Source organism: Flavivirga rizhaonensis (genome assembly GCF_004791695.1).
Lineage (GTDB): Bacteria > Bacteroidota > Bacteroidia > Flavobacteriales > Flavobacteriaceae > Flavivirga > Flavivirga rizhaonensis.
On the sequence record NZ_SRSO01000006.1, the window covers coordinates 89,224 to 110,431 of the forward strand.

The window sequence follows — 21,208 nt, forward strand, 5'->3', positions numbered from 1 at the left end:
AGCTTTTCGACTGCGCTCAATGTGACGCAGATATTTAATGACATTGAGCAGAAATCCAAGGGAATCTGACTTTAATAGTCAAACAAAAAAATAAAATGAGCAAAGAAAAAAAACAATTTGAAACAGAAGCCATTCGTACGCAATTAGAACGTACCGAATTTTTAGAGCATACAAGTCCGTTATATTTAACCTCAAGTTTTGTATTTGAAGATGCTGAAGATATGCGTGCATCTTTTACAGAAGAGAAAGAACGAAATATCTATAGTCGTTTTACAAACCCTAATACGTCTGAGTTTGTAGAGAAAGTATGTCGTATGGAAGGTGCAGAGGATGGTTATGCCTTTGCAACAGGAATGGCTGCTATATTTTCAACTTTTGCTGCATTGTTAGACAGTGGCGATCATATTGTATCTGCTCGTTCAGTTTTTGGTTCTACCCATACATTATTTACAAAATATTTACCTAAATGGAATATTGAAACGACCTATTTCGATATTAATAAACCAGAAACTATTGAAAGTTGTATCACATCAAAAACAAAGATTCTATATGCCGAGTCGCCAACAAACCCAGCGATCGATATTATTGATTTAAAGTTGTTAGGTAATATTGCTAAAAAACACAATCTGATTTTAATTATAGATAACTGTTTTGCGACTCCTTATATTCAGCAGCCTATAAAATATGGTGCGCATTTGGTAGTGCATTCGGCGACAAAACTCATGGATGGTCAAGGGCGTGTTTTAGGAGGCGTTACAGTAGGTGATGCAGATTTAGTTAGAGAGATTTATTTGTTTGCCAGAAACACCGGGCCAGCCTTATCTCCATTCAATGCGTGGACTTTGTCTAAAAGTCTTGAAACGCTTGCTGTAAGAGTCAATAAACATTGCGAAAATGCCTTAAAAGTGGCTGAATTTTTAGAAAATCATCCAAAAGTAAATTGGGTGAAATATCCATTTTTAAAATCACATCCGCAACATGAAGTCGCTAAAAAGCAAATGAAACTAGGCGGAAATATAGTTGCCTTTGAAACCAAAGGAGGTATTGAAGCAGGGCGTAGTTTTTTAAATGCTATTAAATTATGCTCGCTATCTGCTAATCTAGGTGATACCAGAACTATTGTAACACATCCAGCATCAACAACACACAGTAAATTGTCTGAGGCTGACAGGCTAGAGGTAAGTATTACTGATGGTCTGGTAAGAGTGTCTGTTGGTTTGGAACATGTAGATGATATTATAAAGGATTTGTCTCAGGCCTTAGGGTAATTTAAATTTATTGAATAAAAGAGGCTGTCTAAAAAGTGTCATTCTGAATGGAATGAAGAATCTCTTTAAAATATATGACTCTGATTATGAGTGAAATAAGATTCTTCGCGTTGCTCTGAATGACAAGATTAACCACTTTTCAGACAGCCTCCTCTACTCTAGTTTATTAGGCCCAAGTTATAAACTCAGGACTTTTTTTGTTAGAATTAGTTAGATAGCTACTTTATTATAAGTAAACGTGATATTACTATTAATACGATTACCTTTTACATCAGTAACATTGAAATTATCTTCTATAAAGAACGAAGTGTCATCCGTATTAATCTCAATATTAATTACTCGCATGTTACAAAAACTCACCAAGGTTAATAAGGTATTATTTGTTAATTTCCAGGTGCCAGTTGATGTCTGTTTGTTACTGCAATTTGATGCCGTTACTCCCTGTTCAAATGTGTAGCTTCTATCACTATTGAAATTATAGAAGGCATCTTTTTCACATGCTCCGTATTGTTCAAATAAATTGGTGTTTGGGTTGTCTTCGCTATCATCGGTTAAATCTATTTCCTTTTCAGAAACAATTTCTGCTAAAACCCACTTGTGGGCAAATGCAGTTTCACTATTACTCAGTTCTCCGGTTAAGTCTTGGGTGCAATTTGAATCGTCATCATCACTACAACCAACAATTAAAAGTGCAATTACGACCAAACTACTCATTAGGATATTCGTTTTTTTCATGTTTAATAAACTTTAGCGTTTAACATTGTAGATGCAAAACATTGAAAATAGTTGCGCGAAATTTTAGATTATTTTTTAAATAATGTTTTTACAATGTATCTAAAAACAATTGACGAGGAAAATAATTAGATTTATTCATCCAATGTTCTTTAGATTTTCCTTTTGTTTCCAGCAGATACTTTTTGGTAATAAAATGAGTAGGTAGATAGAAAATTGTGAATAACTGCGAACATCCAGAAAATACTATGATTAACTTAACTCTCTTACAATTAATAAATGGATAATAAATCTAAAATTAATCTATTTCGAAAAAACCAGTAAAAAAATCTATATAAGTTAAAAACCTGATTTATTATTAAAAATCTAGAGCATAAGAGACCTTCATACAATTGAGGTTTTTTACTCAACAAACAAGCCATAAATTAAGTATATTAGCAGCATGCTATCTAAAAAGACGAAATACGGATTAAAAGCACTAACCTATATAGCCAAAAGTGTAGGTGATGTTCCTGTCCAAATAAGTGAGATTTCAAAGAGTGAAAATATTCCACAAAAATTTTTAGAGAGTATTATGCTTACACTTAGAAAATCTGGCTTTCTAGGCTCAAAAAAAGGAAAACACGGAGGTTATTACCTCATAAAAGAACCTTCTGAGATTAAAATGGCAGATGTTATGCGTGTTTTAGAGGGGCCTATTGCTATGGTGCCTTGTGTAAGCTTAAATTTCTATGAAAAATGCGACGACTGTCCAGATGAGCATGAGTGCAGTGTTCATAAATTGATGATCCAAGTACGTGATAATACTCTAAAAGTATTAAGAAATAATACCTTAGAAGATCTATCTGGATCTTAATCGTTGAAAATTTCATAAAATAAATCAATTTTCTTTTCAATTTAGGTTAACTAACCTAAAAATATTCCATTATTCCAAATAAGTTGTTAATAATTTTTGTCATGTTATAAAAAGTTCTATTTTTGTAATTCCTATTAAATCGATAGGATTAATATAATACAACAACAAATGATAGCACAGATGTTATTAAAAAACAAAGAAAAGTCTACTTATAAAGCCGATAGTGTTGGCGAAAAACCTATTCGTAGTGTTGCTAAGGCTTTAAGTTGGAGGGTTATAGGAACTCTAGATACATTGGTCGTTTCTTATGTGCTAACTCAAGAAATAACAGTGGCTTCACTTATAGCATCTGTAGATTTTTTGACTAAAATGGTGTTATACTTCTTCCATGAAAGAGTTTGGAATAAGATTAAATGGGGAAAATAAATAAACAGAAGATGTTTACAGAAAATCAAATACAAGAATTGAATGAGGCATTTAAAAATGCATCGCCAATAGACATTATTAAAAAAGCTTTTGAGCTTAATAATAAAACGGTAGTAACAACTAATTTCAGACCTTACGAAGCTGCTATTTTATATGCGGTAAGTTCGGTAGAAGCAAAAGTGCCGGTGGTTTGGTGCGATACGGGTTATAATACACCTCAAACATATAGACATGCAGAACAGGTGATTAAAGATTTAGATTTAAATGTCTTTTTATATGTACCAAAACAAACATCATCACATCGCGATGTTGTTATGGGAATTCCTAGTATTGATGCTCCAGAACATGCTTTGTTTACTGAACAAGTAAAATTAGAGCCTTTTAGAAGAGCAATGGAAGAACACAAACCAAACGTTTGGTTTACAAATCTACGTCAAGGACAAACAGCATTTAGAAACAGTATTGGAATTTTTAGTTTGAGTAAAGATGGCGTCTTAAAAGTGAGCCCATTTTACTATTGGTCTGATGAAAAATTAGATAGCTATTTAGAAGAGAATAATTTACCAAACGAATTTAAATATTTCGACCCAACGAAAGCCTTGGAAAATCGAGAGTGTGGTTTACACGCATAACAGTTTACAGTCACAGTAAACAGAAATAAAGAGTAAAAATAAAAACAACAAATTTTCTTACTTCACCCGAGTAAGAATTCCTCACCTTCGGGGAGGCTAGGAGGGGCTAATTATGAATAAAGATACGTCACATATCAACTCATTAGAGAACGAAGCGATATACATCATGAGAGAAGTAGCGGCACAGTTTGAAAAACCAGTGTTGTTATTTTCAGGAGGAAAAGATTCTATCACGTTGGTGCGATTAGCAGTAAAAGCATTTTATCCAGCTAAGGTTCCATTCCCTTTAATGCATATTGATACAGGGCATAATTTTCCTGAAACCATAAAATTTAGAGATCGATTGGTTAAGGAATTAGGATTAGAGCTTATTGTGCGACATGTGCAAGATTCCATCGATCAAGGAAAAGTAAAAGAAGAAACAGGTAGATATTCAAGTAGAAACCAACTTCAAACAACAACACTTTTAGATGCTATCGAAGAATTTAAGTTTGATGCATGTATTGGAGGAGCACGTCGTGATGAAGAAAAAGCAAGAGCAAAAGAACGTATTTTTTCTGTACGTGATGATTTTGGACAGTGGGATGAGAAAAACCAACGTCCAGAGCTATTCGATATGTTAAATGGAGATATTGAGCATGGACAAAATGTTCGTGTATTCCCAATTTCAAACTGGACAGAATTAGATGTTTGGTCTTATATAGAGAGAGAAGGTATAGAAATACCATCAATTTATTTTGCACATAAACGTAAAGTGTTTTTAAGAGATGGTATGATCTGGTCTGCAGAAGATGGTGTTGTTTATAGAGATGACAATGAAGAAGTGATAGAAGAGTTGGTGCGTTTTAGAACGGTAGGAGATATGAGTTGTACAGCAGCTGTATTGTCTGATGCAGTTTCTATTTCTAAGGTAGTACAAGAAATTAGAGATTCTACTATTTCGGAACGTGGTGCGCGTATAGATGATAAACGTTCTGAAGCAGCCATGGAAAAACGTAAACAACAAGGGTACTTTTAAGCCCCCTAACCCCCAGAAGGGGGAACTAGCAAGTCTTGCTAATATAATTCTGCAAGACATTAAAAACCTTGTAGGTATAAAATAATAGAAGAATTAAAACAAATTTTAAAATATAACCCGAACAAACTCCCTCTCCTTTGGAGAGGGTTGGGGAGAGGCTTATGGAAGTATTAAAAATTGCAACAGCAGGAAGTGTAGATGATGGTAAGAGTACCTTGATTGGGCGTATTCTATATGATACAAAATCATTAACTACAGATAAGTTAGAAGCTATTGAAAAAACAAGTAAGCAAAGAGGTTACGATTATTTAGATTTTTCTTTAGCAACCGATGGTTTGGTAGCAGAAAGAGAGCAAGGAATTACGATAGATGTCGCTCATATTTACTTTTCAACAGCTAAGAAAAGTTACATTATAGCTGATACACCTGGTCACGTGGAATATACACGTAATATGGTAACAGGCGCTTCAACATCTCAAGCATCTATCATTTTAATTGATGCTAGAAAAGGAGTGATCGAGCAAACAAACCGTCACTTTTTTATTAATAACTTATTGAGGGTTAAAGATATTGTTGTTGCCATTAATAAAATGGATTTAGTAGACTATTCTGAAGAAATCTACAATAAAATTAAAGCAGATTTTTCAGAATTGATGAACAAAAGAGACTATCAGGATCAAAAAATAACTTTTATTCCTGTTAGTGCTTTAAAAGGAGATAATGTTGTAAATAAAACTGATAAGATGCCTTGGTACGAAGGTCAGACTTTATTAGAGCATTTAGAAGAAATAGATAAGGCAGATATTTTTAATATCGGAACACCAAGATTTCCAGTACAATATGTAATACGTCCAAAAACTGAAGAATTTCACGATTTTAGAGGGTATGCGGGGAAAGTGTATGGCGGAAATTTAAGTGTTGGAGATGATATTGTTGTGTTGCCATCACAAACAAAATCTAAAATAAAAGATATCTATTTCTATGATGAAAAGTATGAAACGGCTTCAAGACGTTCATCGGTAACCATCACTTTAGAAAATGATATCAATGTGAGTAGAGGGGATATGATCGTTAAAGATGGTGATTTACCAACTATAGACAAACAATTTACTGCAAATGTTTGTTGGATGGACTCAACACAATTAACAGCTGGCTCTAAATACATAGTACAGCACGGTATTAATAAAGTATTAGCAAAAGTAGATACTATTCATCATAAAATACATCCAGATTATTCCGGAATAGATACAGAAGTATCAGGATTAGGAGTTAACGATATTGCTTCGATAACTTTCAAATTAAATAAGCCAATTTTTTACGACCAATTTAAAAATCACAGAACAAATGGATCATTTATTTTAATCGATCCTCAAACAAATAACACGGTTGGAGCTGGCTTCATTCAATAACCCCTCTAACCTCCAAAGGAGAATTAGGTGTTAAAATAAAATGAAAAATAAAAAGTCGAATTAAAAAATAACCCAGTAAAGAGCTCCTTCCCTTTGGGAAGGTCGGGATGGGAACATGCAAAGTTTTAGAACAGAAATAGAAAATCCGATTGTTGAAAATGATATTATAGAATTAGCGAATAAAATTGAGCTTTTTCATAATGGTAAAATAGACGAAGAGAAGTTTAGAAGCCTTCGTTTAGCACGTGGTGTTTATGGACAACGTCAAGAAGGTGTACAAATGATTCGTATTAAATTGCCTTACGGAAAAGTAAAGAGCAATCAATTACGAAGAATTTCGGAAGTATCTGATGAATATTCTCGTGGTCGTTTACACATTACAACACGTCAGGATATTCAAATTCACTACGTAGATTTAAACAGAACGCCAGAGCTTTGGGCAGAGTTAGAACGTGATGCAGTTACTCTGAGAGAAGCTTGCGGTAACACGGTTAGAAATGTAACGGCTTCTGAAACGGCTGGAATTGACGTTAATGAACCGTTTGATGTATCGCCTTATGCAGATGCTTTATTTCGTTTTTTCTTAAGAAATCCTATCTGTCAGGAAATGGGACGTAAGTTCAAAGTGTCTTTCTCTTCTTCAGATGAAGATACAGGATTGTCATACATGCATGATTTAGGTTTTATAGCAAAGATTGAAAATGGTGTACGCGGATTTAAAGTGATGCTTGGTGGTGGATTAGGTTCTCAACCACGTCATGCAGATGTGTTATATGATTTTTTGGAAACAGATAAAATCATTCCAGTAATGGAAGGTGTTTTAAGAATTTTTGATCGTCATGGTGAGCGTAAAAGCCGCGCCAAAGCACGTATGAAGTTTTTAATAAAAGATATTGGATTAGAAGCCTTTAAAACATTAGTAGAAGAGGAGCAAAATGCGATTGAGTTTAAATCGGTTGCTATTGATGCAGATGTATATGAAGCTTCAATACCAGTAGAAATAAATGAGATTCCACAAGTCGAAATAAAAGACCAACAAGCTTTTGAAACTTGGAAATCAACTAACCTGATTCCTCAAAAACAGAATGGTTATGTAGCGATTGGTATCAAAGTGCTTTTAGGAGATTTTTATACAGATAAAGCAAGATTGTTAGCAGATCTGGTTGAAAAATATGCAGCTGGAGAAATAAGACTATCATTGCGTCAAAACATTGTTATTCCTTTTGTAAAAGAAGAATTAGTGCCATTTTTCTATAATGAATTAGAAAAACTAGGATTTGTAGAAGCAGGTTATAACAAAGCGGTAGATATTACGGCATGTCCAGGAACAGATACTTGTAATTTAGGTATTGCAAGTAGTACTGGAATTGCAGATGAATTAGAACGTGTTATCAAATCGGAATATCCACAATATCTAAGCAATGAAGATTTAGTGATTAAAATTAGTGGATGTATGAACGCTTGTGGTCAACACAATATGGCTAATATTGGTTTTCAAGGGATGTCTGTTCGTACACCAGACAAATTAGTAGCGCCAGCATTACAAGTATTATTAGGTGGGGGTAATTTAGGAGATGGTAGTGGTGTGTTTGCAGATAAGGTGGTTAAGGTACCAAGTAAAAGAGGTCCAGAAGCTTTAAGACGTATTTTGAATGATTTTGAAGCAAACTCAAATGGAAAGCAATTTGTAGACTATTATAAAGAAAAAGGAGAAAAGTATTTCTACGATTTCTTAAACGACCTTCAAGATGTTACTAATTTAACTCAAGACGATTTTATCGATTGGGGTGAAGAAGAGAAATACGTTAAGGAAATTGGTATTGGTGAATGTGCTGGTGTGGTTATCGATTTAATCGCAACATTATTTTTAGAAAGTGAAGAAAAGATTGATAACGCTAAAAAATCTTTTGATAATAAAGTATATTCAAGTGCTATCTATCATGCATATAGCTCTTTAGTTAATTCCGCAAAAGCGTTGTTATTGGCAGAAAATAAGAAAACAAATACACACGCAGGTATCGTAAGTCAATTTGACGAATTGTTTGTAGCAAGCGGAGATATAGATTTAGGCACCTCTTTTTCAGAATTGATATATCAAATTAATAAATTTGCACCTACTGAAGAGTTTGCTGCTAGGTATATCGAGAATGCAAACTTGTTTTTGGAAAAAGTAAGAACATACAGAGAAACTGAAACCGAGAAACTTCAGAAAAAAGCTGTTTAGAAAGTGTCATTCTAAATGTAATGAAGAATCTTTTTTACAGAGGTTTTTATAAAAATGAGTAAAAAAAACGAAAATAAAGATATAGAGAATTCTTTTTCCTCTTTGGGGGTTAGGGGGCGTTTAACGGTTGTAGGAGCTGGACCAGGCGATGAGGATTTAATAACGCTTAAAGCTATTAAAGCTATAGAATCTGCAGATGTAATACTGTACGATGCTCTTATAAATGAGGAGCTGCTAAAATATGCATCAAGCGAGACGGAACTTATTTTTGTAGGCAAGCGTAAAGGGTGCTATGCATTTCAGCAAGAACAAATAAATGAACTTATAGTTAGTAAAGCTAAAAGTCGCGGACATGTTGTGAGATTGAAAGGTGGCGATCCATTTATATTTGGAAGAGGGGCAGAAGAGATCGACTACGTAAGACAGTTTGGTATAGAAACCTTTGTAGTTCCAGGCATATCATCTGCTATTGCAGTACCAGCATATCAAGGGATTCCTTTAACCAAACGAAACGCTTCAGAAAGTTTTTGGGTGATTACGGGAACAACTAAAAACCACCAATTATCATCAGATGTTGCTTTAGCTGCAAAATCAACAGCTACTGTAGTAATTTTGATGGGAATGGGTAAGTTGACCGAAATTGTTCGTATTTTTTCAGAAGAAAACAAACAAGATACACCTATTGCGATTATTCAAAATGGCACTAGAGATAATGAAAATGTTGGTATTGGTACTATTGAAACAATTCGTAGTATTGTAGCAGAAAAAGAATTAACAAATCCAGCTATTATTGTTATAGGAGATGTTGTTAAAGAACGTGCTATATTAACCTCTATTTATAAAGAAGTTAATCAAGAATTGTAATATAATGGGTGAAGACGATAAGATAAATATACCTAACTCAGTTCCTCCTTTGGGGGCGGAGGGGGAAAGGAATAATTTATATCCTATTTTTTTAAAGACTAAAAACTTACACGTACTTATTGTAGGTGGTGGTTTTGTGGCTGAAGAAAAATTGACTTTTTTACTAAAGTCGAGTCCAGACGCACAAGTCACTATGGTGTCACCTATGTTTAGAGACGGCACTATCGCACTTGCAAAGAAAGGAGATGTTACGTTGGTAGAGGATGTGTATAATAAAAATTATTTACAAGGAAAGCATATTGTTGTAGCTACGACTGATGTACCCGAAGTAAATATAGAAGTTTGGAAAGATTGTAGAGCAGAAGCTAAATTAGTAAACGTCGCAGATAACCCACCATATTGTGATTTTTATATGGGAGGCATCGTAACAAAAGGCCATGTGAAAGTAGCGATTTCAACAAATGGAAAATCGCCAACAACAGCCAAAAGATTGCGTCAGTTTTTTGAGGATGTGATTCCTGAAAATGTAGACGATTTGGTTAAGAATTTAAATGAATATAGAAAAACAATAAAAGGTGATTTCGAGCAAAAAGTAGAAACGCTTAATGAATTTACCAAAGGATTAATTGCAAAAAAAGAATCGTAATATGATTAAAACAGATATACTTATAATAGGTGCAGGTCCAACTGGATTATTTACAGTTTTTGAGGCAGGTTTATTAAAACTTAAGTGTCATTTAATTGATGCACTACCACAACCAGGCGGGCAATGTTCTGAGATTTATCCTAAAAAACCTATTTATGATATTCCTGGGTTTCCTGAAATTTTAGCAGGAGATTTAACAAAAAATCTTTTAGAGCAAGGCAAGCAATTCGAGCCTGGCTTTACATTGGGTGAACGTGCAGAAACTATAGAAAAGCAAGAAGATGGTTCTTTTATTGTTACAACTAACAAAGGAACACAACACCATGCGCCTGTAGTGGCCATTGCAGGAGGATTAGGGTCTTTTGAACCTAGAAAACCAGCCATCGAAGGTATTACAGATTACGAAGATAAGGGTGTTGAGTACATTATTAAAGATCCTGAATTTTATAGAGATAAAAAAGTCGTGATTTCTGGAGGTGGGGATTCTGCCTTAGATTGGAGTATCTTTTTAACCGATGTAGCCTCAGAAGTAACATTGATTCATAGAAGAAACGAATTTAGAGGTGCTTTAGATTCTGTTGAGAAAGTTAGAGAATTAACACTCTTAAATAAAATAAAATTAATCACGCCTGCAGAGGTTAAAGAACTTCATGGTGATGGAAAAATAGAAGCAGTTTCTGTGGCTAAAGACGGAGAAACTATTAAAATTGAAACAGATCACTTTATTCCTTTATTTGGATTATCTCCTAAATTAGGACCTATTGCTAATTGGGGGTTAGACATAGAAAAAAATGCTATAAAAGTTGATAACTCTTTGAATTATCAAACAAATATCCCTGGTATTTTTGCTATTGGAGATGTGAATACATACCCTGAGAAATTAAAATTAATTCTTTGTGGTTTCCATGAAGCAACGTTAATGTGCCAGGCAGCTTATAGAATTATCAATCCAGGTAAAAAATATGTATTAAAATATACAACGGTTAGTGGTATTGATGGTTTTGATGGAACTCGTAAAGAAGCACCAAAAGCAGTAGTTCAATCTATTTAATTAGAAATATATTCAACATGAAAAGCTATAACGTTTGCTTAAAAGATACGGTTAAAACATTCACAAAACGATTGTTTTATTCGCTATTTGATTGCGAACAAGAAGCGATTCATGGTGATTATTTAGAAAAAACATTCCTTGAAATACTTTTAACATTAAAGATAGAAAATGGAGAAGCCATTTGGAAAACATTTAAAGGGAAGCTTCCAGAGATTAGGAAAGAACTCGATTTAGACGCTATTGCTTTTGAAAATAACGATCCAGCATCTCATTGCTTGGAAGAAATATATTTAGCTTATCCAGGTTTTCATGCTATTTCTATTTATAGACTAAGTCATGCCTTGTATAAACTTGGTGTGTATATTTTACCTAGAATGATGAGTGAATATATTCATGGTATTACAGGAATAGATATTCATCCAGGAGCTACTATAAGTGAGTCGTTTTATATAGATCACGGTACAGGAATTGTAATAGGAGAATCATCTATCATTGGTAAACAGGTTAAAATATACCAAGGAGTAACCTTAGGTGGAATTCAAGTGGCTAAAAGTCTGGCATCCACAAAAAGACATCCTACCATAGAAGATAATGTAACTATTTACGCAAATGCTACTATTTTGGGTGGTGATATTGTGATTGGAGCTAATTCAACTATAGGAGCCAACGTTTGGATTACACAATCTGTTCCAGAAGATTCATTAGTGACCTATCAAACTGAAATTAAAATCAGACCCAAAAAGAATGGCATACGGTAAAAGCATCCTTGATCAAATTGGAAATACACCAATTGTAGAGGCGAGTCATATTATTGAAAATAAAAACGTTCGATTGTTTTTTAAACTCGAAGGAAATAACCCAGGAGGAAGTGTAAAAGATCGTGCCGCTTTTAATATGATTAATGAAGCATTAAAACGAGGTGATATTAAAAAAGGAGGAACCTTGGTTGAAGCTACTAGCGGGAATACAGGTATTGCTTTAGCCTTTATTGCTCAGTTATTAGGGTTGAACATGGTGCTAATCATGCCAGAGAACTCTACCGAAGAACGTGTTAAAACAATGCGAGCTTATGGTGCTGAGGTTATTTTAACGCTTGCAGATGTTGGTATTGAAGGTTCTAGAGATTTGGCTTTTAAATTAAGAGATGAAAAAGGATATACGCTTTTAAATCAGTTTGAAAATAACGATAACTGGAAAGCACATTATAAAACAACAGGTCCAGAAGTTTGGAGAGATACAGAAGGCGAAGTGACGCATTTTGTATCTGCGATGGGAACAACTGGGACCATTATGGGAACGTCAACTTTTCTAAAAGAGAAAAATAAAAATATAACTATTGTAGGAGCACAACCAGCAGACGGAGCTAGGATTCCTGGTATTAGAAAATGGTCACCAGATTATGTTCCAAAGTTTTTTGATCGTTCTAAGGTTGATGTTGTAGTGGATGTTAATGAAGAAGATGCAAAAGCAATGACCCAACGTTTAGCTAAAGAAGAAGGTGTTTTTGCAGGGATGAGCAGTGGAGGAGCTGTCTATTGTGCTTTAGAAATTGCAAAAACTATTGACAAAGGCGTTATAGTTGCTGTTATTTGTGATAGAGGTGATCGATATTTATCGTCACCATTATTCGAATAATATATTTTTTAATAAATTATAAGGATAAGAAAAATATAGTTGTTATTTTTGTCCTCAGTTCATAAACGTATTAATTATTGTTATCAAGAAAGGCAGAGGGAATAGACCCGTTGAAGCCTTGGCAACCCTTTATCTGTTAAAGAAGGTGCTAAATTCTACTAATGTTTAAAAATATTAGAAAGATAACGGAAAGTGTTTCTTTTACTTTTCTTGATGACATATGATAAAGAATAAAAAATATCAAAATGTCGAATATACAACAAGCTTTACAAGAGCGTATTTTAGTGTTGGACGGTGCCATGGGTACTATGTTGCAGGCTTATAAATTTACCGAAGCCGATTTTAGAGGGGGTCGTTTTAAGGATTACCCAACGCCGTTGCAAGGTAATAATGACTTGCTATCCATTACACAACCAGAAGCGATTAAAGAAATACATGCTAAGTATTTTGAAGTCGGTGCAGACATTGTAGAAACTAATACCTTTTCTGGTACAACAATCGCTATGGCAGATTATCAAATGGAAGATTTAGTATACGAACTTAATTACCAATCTGCAAAAATAGCTAGGGAAGTCGCTGATGAATTTACAGCAAAAGAGCCCCATAAACCGCGTTTTGTAGCAGGATCAATTGGTCCAACAAACCGTACGGCAAGTATGTCTCCAGATGTTAATGATCCTGGTTATAGAGCAGTGACTTTCGACGAGTTACGTAAAGCTTATAAACAACAGGTGGAAGCTTTAATTGATGGAGGATCTGATTTGTTATTGGTAGAAACTGTTTTTGACACTTTAAATGCTAAAGCAGCTTTATTTGCTATAGAAGAAGTTAAAGACGAACGAGGCATTGATATTCCTATTATGTTGAGTGGTACTATCACAGATGCATCAGGAAGAACACTTTCTGGTCAAACGGCAGAAGCATTTTTAATTTCGGTATCGCATATTCCATTATTATCTGTAGGCTTTAATTGTGCTTTGGGAGCTAATTTATTACAACCACATTTAGAAGCAATTGCTTCTAAAACAGATTTTGCAATTTCTGCACATCCAAACGCAGGGTTGCCAAATGCTTTTGGTGAATATGATGAAACACCAGAAGAAATGGGGGCTCAAATAGAAGAATATTTAAAAAAGAATTTAATAAATATTATAGGAGGTTGTTGTGGTACAAGTCCAGAACATATTAAAGTCATTGCAGACTTAGCATCTAAATATAAACCAAGACAAGCTGTCACCCTGAGCGCAGTCGAAGGGTCTAATGAATAGCATTATCATGATACTCGAAGTCGCCATATTAAATATTAAAAAAGGACTTTCTGTAGATTTTGAAAATAGTTTTCAAGAGGCACAGAATATTATTTCATCAATGAAAGGATATATATCCCACGAATTAAAAAAGTGTGTCGAACAAGAAGATAAATATATATTATTAGTCAATTGGGAAACGATTGAAGACCATGAAATAGGGTTCAGAAAATCGAATGAATATCAAACATGGAAAGCTTTATTACATCATTTTTACGAACTATTCCCAATTGTAGAACATTATAAATAATGAGAAATAAAAACGATAAAGATCCAATTAAAAAAGTCTCTTCCTTTTGGGGAGAGGTTGGAGTAGGGAAGAAATACATGCGTTTATCAGGATTAGAACCACTAGTCCTTAACGAAAATAGTAATTTTATTAATGTTGGAGAACGTACTAATGTTGCAGGGTCTCGTAAATTCTTAAGATTAATAAAAGAAGAGAAGTTTGATGAAGCGCTTGATATTGCACGTCATCAGGTAGACGGAGGTGCACAAATAATAGATATCAATATGGACGATGGTCTTATTGATGGAAAAGAATCCATGGTTCGCTTTTTAAATTTAATCGCTGCCGAACCAGATATTTGTCGTGTACCCATCATGATAGATAGCTCTAAATGGGAAATCATTGAAGCTGGACTTCAAGTGGTACAAGGAAAAAGTGTGGTAAACTCTATTTCCTTAAAAGAAGGCGAAGAGAAGTTTATCTGGGAAGCAAAACAAATCAAGCGTTATGGAGCTGCTGTTGTCGTGATGGCTTTTGATGAGGTTGGTCAAGCAGATAATTATGAGAGACGTATTGAAATATCTAAGCGTTCTTATGATGTTTTAGTAAACAAAGTAGGGTTTCCATCGGAAGACATTATTTTCGATTTAAATATATTTCCTGTAGCAACAGGAATGGAAGAACATCGCAGAAATGCCATCGATTTCATAGAAGCAACACGTTGGGTACGTGAAAATTTACCAAACGTAAGTGTTAGTGGAGGGGTGAGTAATGTATCGTTCTCATTTAGAGGAAATGACGGTGTTCGTGAAGCGATGCACTCTGTATTTCTATACTATGCCATTCAGGCTGGTATGAATATGGGAATTGTAAACCCAGCGCTTTTAGAGGTGTATGATGATATTCCTAAAGATTTATTAGAACACGTTGAAGATGTTATTCTAGACAGAAGAGATGATGCTACCGAGCGTTTATTGGATTTTGCTGAAACTGTCAAAGGGTCTAAAGTAGAAAAGACCGTAGATTTATCATGGAGAGAAAATTCACTTCAAGAACGTATTACACATGCTTTAGTAAAAGGAATTGATGCTTACATTATTGAAGATGTAGAACAAGCTAGGCAAGAAGCTGAAAAGCCGATAGACGTTATTGAAGGTCATTTAATGATTGGTATGAATGTGGTCGGTGATTTGTTTGGAGCAGGAAAAATGTTCTTGCCACAAGTAGTAAAATCGGCAAGGGTTATGAAAAAAGCTGTAGGCTATCTAAACCCATTTATTGAAGCTGAAAAAGGCGAAAAACAAGAAGCATTAGGAAAAGTATTAATGGCAACCGTAAAAGGTGATGTACACGATATTGGGAAAAATATTGTGAGCGTTGTTTTAGGCTGTAATAACTATGAAATAGTTGATCTGGGAGTTATGGTGCCACCAGAAAAGATAATCTCTGAAGCTAAAGAACATAATGTTGACGCCATTGGTTTATCAGGTTTAATCACACCATCTTTAGATGAAATGGTGTATTTAGCTAAAGAAATGGAACGTCAAAATTTTTCAGTGCCATTACTTATAGGTGGAGCAACAACATCAAAGGCACATACAGCAGTAAAAATTGATCCTCAATACAAAAATGCAGTAGTGCATGTAAACGATGCATCTAGAGCGGTGACCGTTGTTGGAGATTTATTGAATAAAAAAACGTCTCATGAGTATGTTGCAAAGCTTAAAAAGGATTATGATGAATTTCGCGAGAAATTTTTAAAACGAGGCAAAGAGAAATCTTATATACCTATAGAAGAAGCCCGAAATAAAAAATACAGTATAGATTGGGAAACGTCTGAAATTGTAAAGCCTAATGAGTTAGGGATTCAAAAGTTAAAACAACTAAGTTTAAAAGAATTATTACCTTTCATAGATTGGAAACCTTTCTTTATCTCATGGGATCTACACGGTAAATTCCCAGAAATATTAACAGATGAGGTTGTTGGGGAACAGGCTACACAATTGTATGAAGATGCACAAGCTATGATTAAGCAAATTGTAGCAAAACAGCTGTTAAAACCAAAAGCTGTTTTTGGTTTGTTTGAAGCAAACACTATCAATGATGACGATATATCTATTCAGAAAAAAGGTCGTGAGATTGCTGTATTTAGAACCTTGCGTCAGCAATTGAAGAAAAGGGAGGGCATTCCTAATATAGCTTTGTCTGATTTTATTGCACCAAAAGAAACAGGTAAAACGGATTATATGGGTGCATTCTGTGTGGGTATTTTTGGAGCACAAGAATTAGCAACTTATTACAAAGAAAAAGAAGATGATTATAACTCCATAATGGCACAAGCCATTGCAGATAGATTTGCCGAAGCATTTGCAGAATACTTGCACAAACAAGTACGTACGAAACATTGGGGTTATGCATCAGACGAAAATTTATCTAATGAAGAATTGATAAAAGAAACCTACAAAGGAATTCGTCCAGCACCAGGTTACCCTGCATGTCCTGATCATTTAGAGAAAGAAACTATTTGGGAGTTATTAGATGTTGAAAAGCTCATTGGAGTGACATTAACAGAAAGCTTGGCTATGTGGCCAGCAGCTGCGGTTTCAGGATATTATTTCGGAAATCCAGAAGCGAAGTATTTTGGTTTAGGTAAAATTACAGATGACCAGGTCACCGATTACGCCACTAGAAAAGGTATTGGAAAAGATAAAGCCAGAAAGTGGTTGCACCCTAATCTTGCAGAGGAGTAATCCCCACCTAACCTCCCCGAAGGGGAGGTACAAGTATTATTGATGCAATTGAGAAAATTAAAAAATTAAAAAATTAATTAAATACGGCCCATTGAAAGTCCCTCCTTTGGAGGGGTTGGGGAGGCACATGAAAGTAACAGACCATATTAAAAAAGCTGACGGAAAAACATTGTTTTCGTTCGAAATTATTCCACCACAAAAGGGTAGAAACATTCAGGAATTGTATAATAATATAGATCCTTTAATGGAATTTAAACCACCTTTTATTGATGTAACAACTTCCCGAGAACAGTATATCTATATTGATAAAGGCGACGGGTTATTAGATAGAAAAATAACACGTATGCGTCCAGGAACAGTCGGTATTTGTGCGGCTATAAAACATAAATATAATGTGGACACGGTGCCACATGTGTTATGTGGTGGTTTTACTAAAGAAGAGACTGAATATTTATTGGTAGATTGTCATTATTTAGGTATAGAGAACGTCATGGCTTTACGTGGAGATGCCATGAGTCATCAAAAATATTTTGAACCTTCAAAAGGAGGGAATCACTACGCAACAGATTTAGTAGCTCAAATTCAGAATTTAAATTGTGGCAAGTATTTACACGATGTTGTTGAGACAAATCATAAATCAGATTTTTGTATAGGTGTTGCTGGTTATCCTGAAAAACATATGGAAGCTCCTTCTATACAAGCAGACTTAAGACGCCTTAAAGAAAAAGTAGATGCGGGTGCAGATTATGTAGTCACACAGATGTTTTTTGATAATAAAAAGTATTTTGAATTTGTTGACAAAGCAAAAAAAGCAGGAATTAATATCCCTATTATTCCAGGAATAAAGCCTTTAGCAGTAAAACGTCATTTACAAATACTTCCCCAAGTTTTTAAAATAGATTTGCCAGAAGCTTTAGTTGATGAAGTGGAAAAATGCAAAGACAATAAACAAGTAAGGCAAGTGGGTGTAGAATGGGCTATAAAGCAATCTGAAGAACTTAAAAAAGCAGGTGTTCCAGTACTACATTATTACTCTATGGGTAAAAGTGATAATATAAAAGCCATTGCATCACAGTTATTTTGATAATTCTGTTATTTTTGCCCTTCAAACAAACCTATTAATCTATTAATGAGGGTATTTTTAATCTGTATTTTTTGTACAGTGTTCAGTGTTTCTTTCTCACAAGATAGGGAGCATACGTCTTATATAGACGTAAATTATGCTAAAGGAAATATAGCGTTACATAATAACGATATACTACATTTAATTAAAGGACATCCAGAAGGGGTTATTTTAGGTTGGAATAAAAAAACCTACGGGTTTAACGATTGGGAACAGCACTATAATTATCCAGATTATGGTGTGTCTTTTGCCTACCAAAATCTAAAAAACGATGTTTTAGGGAATAATTATTCACTATATGCGCATTACAATTTCTACTTTTTAAAACGTCATTTAATGCTACGTATTGGTCAAGGTTTGGCTTTAACGACCAACCCTTATGATAAAGAAGAAAATTTTAGAAATATAGCCTTTGGTACTAAAATTATGAGTAGTACACTCTTGATGCTTAATTACAAAAAAGAGCGTATTATAGATAGGTTTGGATTACAAGCAGGATTATCATTTATTCACTATTCCAATGGTAATGTAAGAGCTCCAAATACGAGTATTAATAACATGGTTCTAAATATTGGAGTGACTTATAATTTAGATGAGGTAGAACCCGAATATGTGTCAACACTAGATAATGAAAATAAAGAAAAATTCACACAACCCATAAAATATAATATTGCTTTTAGAAGTGGTGTTAATGAAAGTGATACGGTTGATAGTGGACAATTCCCTTTTTATATTTTTTCTGCCTATGCCGATAAGCGCGTAAATGTAAAAAGTGCGTTGCAGTTAGGAGCCGATGTTTTCTTTTCAAGATTTTTAAAAGAACATATTTATTATAGATCGGTTGCCTATCCTGAAGATAATTTATCTGGAAATGAAGATTATAAAAGAGTAGGTGTTTTTGCTGGTCATGAATTATTCATTAATAAAACGTCACTTATTACACAGTTGGGATATTATGTTTATTATCCGTACGATTTTGAAGGGCGCACTTATTTTAGGGTTGGTTTAAAACGTTATTTTGGCGATAAGTGGTTTGGAGTATTGACACTAAAATCACATGGAGCCAAAGCTGAGGCGATAGAATTTGGGGTTGGTGTTAGATTATAAATGACATAATATGAAAAGAATAGTTTACATATTAGTTTTGTTTTTGACAATAGCTTGCGATAGTGAAAACTCAGGAGATTGTTTCCAGAAAACGGGGCGCATTATCCAACAAGAAATAGTAGTAGATTTTTTTGATAAAATATTAGTCAATCGTGATATTGAACTCGTAATTAAGGAAGGTATTCAACAGCAAGTTATTGTTGAAACTGGTGAAAATTTAATGAATGATGTAGAAGCAGTTGTTTTAGATGGCAAGCTAACATTAACCGACAGTAACAATTGTAATTATGTAAGAGATTATGGTGTTACTAAGATTTATGTGACATCCCCAAATATAATAGAAATTAGGAGCTCTACACAGTATGATATAAGCTCAGATGGTGTTTTGACTTATCCAAGTTTAACGATTCTATCAGAAGATTTTGGAAATCCAGATACTTTTACAAACGCTAATTTTAGATTACAGATAGATAATACCTCCTTTGCATTAGTCTTTAATAATTTATCTAATTGTTTTATTTCGGGTAAAACTGAAAACCTGAATCTTACTTTTGCATCAGGAACCTCACGTTTTGAAGGTCGAAATCTTATCGCTCAAAAAGTAAAATTATGGAATCGATCTTCTAACGATATGATTGTAAACCCCCAACAAGAAATTAAAGGTACTATTTCTGGAGTAGGTAATGTGATTTCTGTAAATCACCCACCAATAGTTGAGGTTAATCAACTATATAAAGGACGCTTGATTTTCGAATAGTTTAGTGGCTTGTTTAGCAATTTCCAATTCTTCATTCGTTGGAATCACTAAAATTTTTACTTTAGAATCATCTGTATTAATAGCATGTGTCGTTTTAGATCTAATTTTGTTTTTTTCAGCATCTAAATAAATACCTAAAAACTCCAAATCTTTGGAAACAAGTGTTCTCATTAATTGTGAGTTCTCTCCAATACCCGCAGTAAATACGATCGCATCTAACCCGTTTAGAATAGCAGCATAGCTACCAATATACTTTTTTATACGATACACATTCATCTCTAAAGCCAGTTGACATGCCTTATTTCCTTGAGTAGCCTGTTCTTGAATATCTCTTAAATCACTAAAACCAGTAAGTCCAAGCATACCACTCTTTTTTTGTAGTAGTGTATTTATTTCGTCCAAACTGTAGTCTAGTTTATTTGCTAAATGAAAGATAATAGCAGGATCAATATCTCCGGAACGTGTTCCCATTATTAAGCCACTAACAGGAGAAAATCCTAAGGAATGATCAATACTTTTACCATCCTTTATAGCCGTCATACTACAACCATTTCCTAGATGAATGGTAATAATTTTAGAATCTTTTTTACCTAAATAATCGATGGCTTTTTCTGAAACATACTTATGACTAGTACCATGAAAACCATATAAACGAATATGATGATCAGTTAAAAATTCATTAGGAATCGCATATTTATATGCATATTCCGGTATAGATTGATGAAAAGCCGTATCGAAAACAGCAACTTGTTTTGCATTTGAAAATATGTCTTCAGCAACTTCGATGCCTTCAAGATTAGCAGGGTTATGTAAAGGAGCAAGTGATGATAGTTCTTTAATTTTTTCTTTTACAACATCGGTAATTTGAGTTGTTTTATTAAAATGGATACCACCATGCACCACTCTATGACCAACTATTGAAATATCCTTTGGAGATTTTATAATGCCCGTGTTTTTATCTAAAAGCTGTTTTGATAATAATTTTAATCCATCTTTATGGTTTAAAATAGGGCTTACAAATTCAATAGTGTCATTTTCAGTTTTGAATTTAAAAATAGCATCATCAGAACCAATACGCTCAATAAGCCCAGAACATAAAATACGCTCTTCTGGCATTGAAAATAATTGAAATTTTATGGAGGAACTCCCAGAGTTTAAAACTAATACTTGCATG

General features: G+C 34.1%; 20 protein-coding genes and 1 riboswitch. Of the genes, 18 read left to right on the plus strand and 2 right to left on the minus strand.

Going from position 1 to position 21,208, the window contains the following annotated elements:
* Window positions 1-95: 95 nt before the first annotated feature.
* Window positions 96-1,268 carry a trans-sulfuration enzyme family protein gene (locus tag EM932_RS05855; protein ID WP_135876248.1) on the plus strand — a complete coding sequence of 391 codons (1,173 nt, stop codon included), beginning with the start codon at window positions 96-98 and terminating at the stop codon, window positions 1,266-1,268.
* Between the two features lie 210 nt (window positions 1,269-1,478).
* Here the strand turns inward: EM932_RS05855 and EM932_RS05860 are convergent, their stop codons facing one another.
* Entirely contained in the window at window positions 1,479-2,003 is a 525-nt protein-coding gene (locus EM932_RS05860) for a DUF5004 domain-containing protein (protein ID WP_135876249.1), read from the minus strand.
* A gap of 439 nt (window positions 2,004-2,442) precedes the next feature.
* Between EM932_RS05860 and EM932_RS05865 the strand changes: the two genes are divergently transcribed.
* The 17 genes from EM932_RS05865 (at window position 2,443) to EM932_RS05945 (ending at window position 20,034) form a co-directional block, all read left to right on the plus strand.
* Window positions 2,443-2,856, plus strand: coding sequence for an RrF2 family transcriptional regulator (locus EM932_RS05865; RefSeq protein WP_135876250.1), 414 nt, complete (start codon window positions 2,443-2,445; stop codon window positions 2,854-2,856).
* Between the two features lie 168 nt (window positions 2,857-3,024).
* Complete coding sequence (locus EM932_RS05870; RefSeq protein WP_135876251.1) at window positions 3,025-3,282, plus strand: DUF2061 domain-containing protein; 258 nt, start codon at window positions 3,025-3,027, stop codon at window positions 3,280-3,282.
* Between the two features lie 11 nt (window positions 3,283-3,293).
* Window positions 3,294-3,914 (plus strand): phosphoadenosine phosphosulfate reductase domain-containing protein, encoded by a 621-nt coding sequence (locus EM932_RS05875; protein WP_135876252.1) that lies wholly within the window; start codon window positions 3,294-3,296, stop codon window positions 3,912-3,914.
* A 112-nt stretch (window positions 3,915-4,026) separates the two neighbouring features.
* Complete coding sequence (cysD, locus tag EM932_RS05880) at window positions 4,027-4,932, plus strand: sulfate adenylyltransferase subunit CysD (RefSeq protein WP_135876253.1); 906 nt, start codon at window positions 4,027-4,029, stop codon at window positions 4,930-4,932.
* A gap of 161 nt (window positions 4,933-5,093) precedes the next feature.
* Window positions 5,094-6,341 carry a sulfate adenylyltransferase subunit 1 gene (locus tag EM932_RS05885; RefSeq protein WP_135876254.1) on the plus strand — a complete coding sequence of 416 codons (1,248 nt, stop codon included), beginning with the start codon at window positions 5,094-5,096 and terminating at the stop codon, window positions 6,339-6,341.
* Between the two features lie 115 nt (window positions 6,342-6,456).
* Complete coding sequence (locus EM932_RS05890) at window positions 6,457-8,565, plus strand: HEPN domain-containing protein (RefSeq protein WP_135876255.1); 2,109 nt, start codon at window positions 6,457-6,459, stop codon at window positions 8,563-8,565.
* A 54-nt stretch (window positions 8,566-8,619) separates the two neighbouring features.
* Entirely contained in the window at window positions 8,620-9,429 is an 810-nt protein-coding gene (gene cobA, locus EM932_RS05895; RefSeq protein ID WP_135876256.1) for a uroporphyrinogen-III C-methyltransferase, read from the plus strand.
* Between the two features lie 4 nt (window positions 9,430-9,433).
* Entirely contained in the window at window positions 9,434-10,075 is a 642-nt protein-coding gene (locus tag EM932_RS05900; protein ID WP_135876257.1) for a precorrin-2 dehydrogenase/sirohydrochlorin ferrochelatase family protein, read from the plus strand.
* Window position 10,076: 1 nt separating this feature from the next.
* A complete protein-coding gene (locus tag EM932_RS05905) occupies window positions 10,077-11,126 on the plus strand; it encodes an NAD(P)/FAD-dependent oxidoreductase (protein WP_135876258.1) in 1,050 nt (349 codons plus the stop codon).
* Between the two features lie 17 nt (window positions 11,127-11,143).
* Entirely contained in the window at window positions 11,144-11,884 is a 741-nt protein-coding gene (gene epsC, locus EM932_RS05910; RefSeq protein ID WP_135876259.1) for a serine O-acetyltransferase EpsC, read from the plus strand.
* The gene (cysM, locus tag EM932_RS05915; protein WP_135876260.1) at window positions 11,871-12,761 is read left to right on the plus strand and encodes a cysteine synthase CysM; all 891 of its coding nucleotides are present in this window, start codon (window positions 11,871-11,873) and stop codon (window positions 12,759-12,761) included. The genes epsC and cysM overlap by 14 nt, the downstream gene beginning before the upstream one ends.
* A gap of 77 nt (window positions 12,762-12,838) precedes the next feature.
* Window positions 12,839-12,950, plus strand: a riboswitch (SAM riboswitch).
* Between the two features lie 56 nt (window positions 12,951-13,006).
* Window positions 13,007-14,029, plus strand: coding sequence for a homocysteine S-methyltransferase family protein (locus EM932_RS05920; protein ID WP_135876261.1), 1,023 nt, complete (start codon window positions 13,007-13,009; stop codon window positions 14,027-14,029).
* 7 nt (window positions 14,030-14,036) lie between these two features.
* Window positions 14,037-14,318: an antibiotic biosynthesis monooxygenase family protein gene (locus tag EM932_RS05925; RefSeq protein ID WP_135876262.1), complete on the plus strand. Its 282-nt coding sequence runs from the start codon at window positions 14,037-14,039 to the stop codon at window positions 14,316-14,318.
* Window positions 14,319-14,395: 77 nt separating this feature from the next.
* Window positions 14,396-17,047, plus strand: coding sequence for a methionine synthase (metH, locus tag EM932_RS05930; protein ID WP_246040938.1), 2,652 nt, complete (start codon window positions 14,396-14,398; stop codon window positions 17,045-17,047).
* Window positions 17,048-17,174: 127 nt separating this feature from the next.
* Window positions 17,175-18,131, plus strand: a complete 957-nt coding sequence (gene metF / locus EM932_RS05935) for a methylenetetrahydrofolate reductase [NAD(P)H] (RefSeq protein ID WP_135876350.1) — start codon at window positions 17,175-17,177, stop codon at window positions 18,129-18,131.
* Between the two features lie 45 nt (window positions 18,132-18,176).
* Entirely contained in the window at window positions 18,177-19,277 is a 1,101-nt protein-coding gene (locus EM932_RS05940) for an acyloxyacyl hydrolase (RefSeq protein ID WP_135876264.1), read from the plus strand.
* A 10-nt stretch (window positions 19,278-19,287) separates the two neighbouring features.
* The gene (locus EM932_RS05945; RefSeq protein WP_170179739.1) at window positions 19,288-20,034 is read left to right on the plus strand and encodes a head GIN domain-containing protein; all 747 of its coding nucleotides are present in this window, start codon (window positions 19,288-19,290) and stop codon (window positions 20,032-20,034) included.
* On the opposite strand, the gene EM932_RS05950 is transcribed toward EM932_RS05945, so the two are convergent.
* Entirely contained in the window at window positions 20,005-21,207 is a 1,203-nt protein-coding gene (locus tag EM932_RS05950; protein WP_135876265.1) for an acetate/propionate family kinase, read from the minus strand. The two genes, EM932_RS05945 and EM932_RS05950, sit on opposite strands and share 30 nt — an antisense overlap.
* Between the last annotated feature and the right edge of the window lies 1 nt (window position 21,208).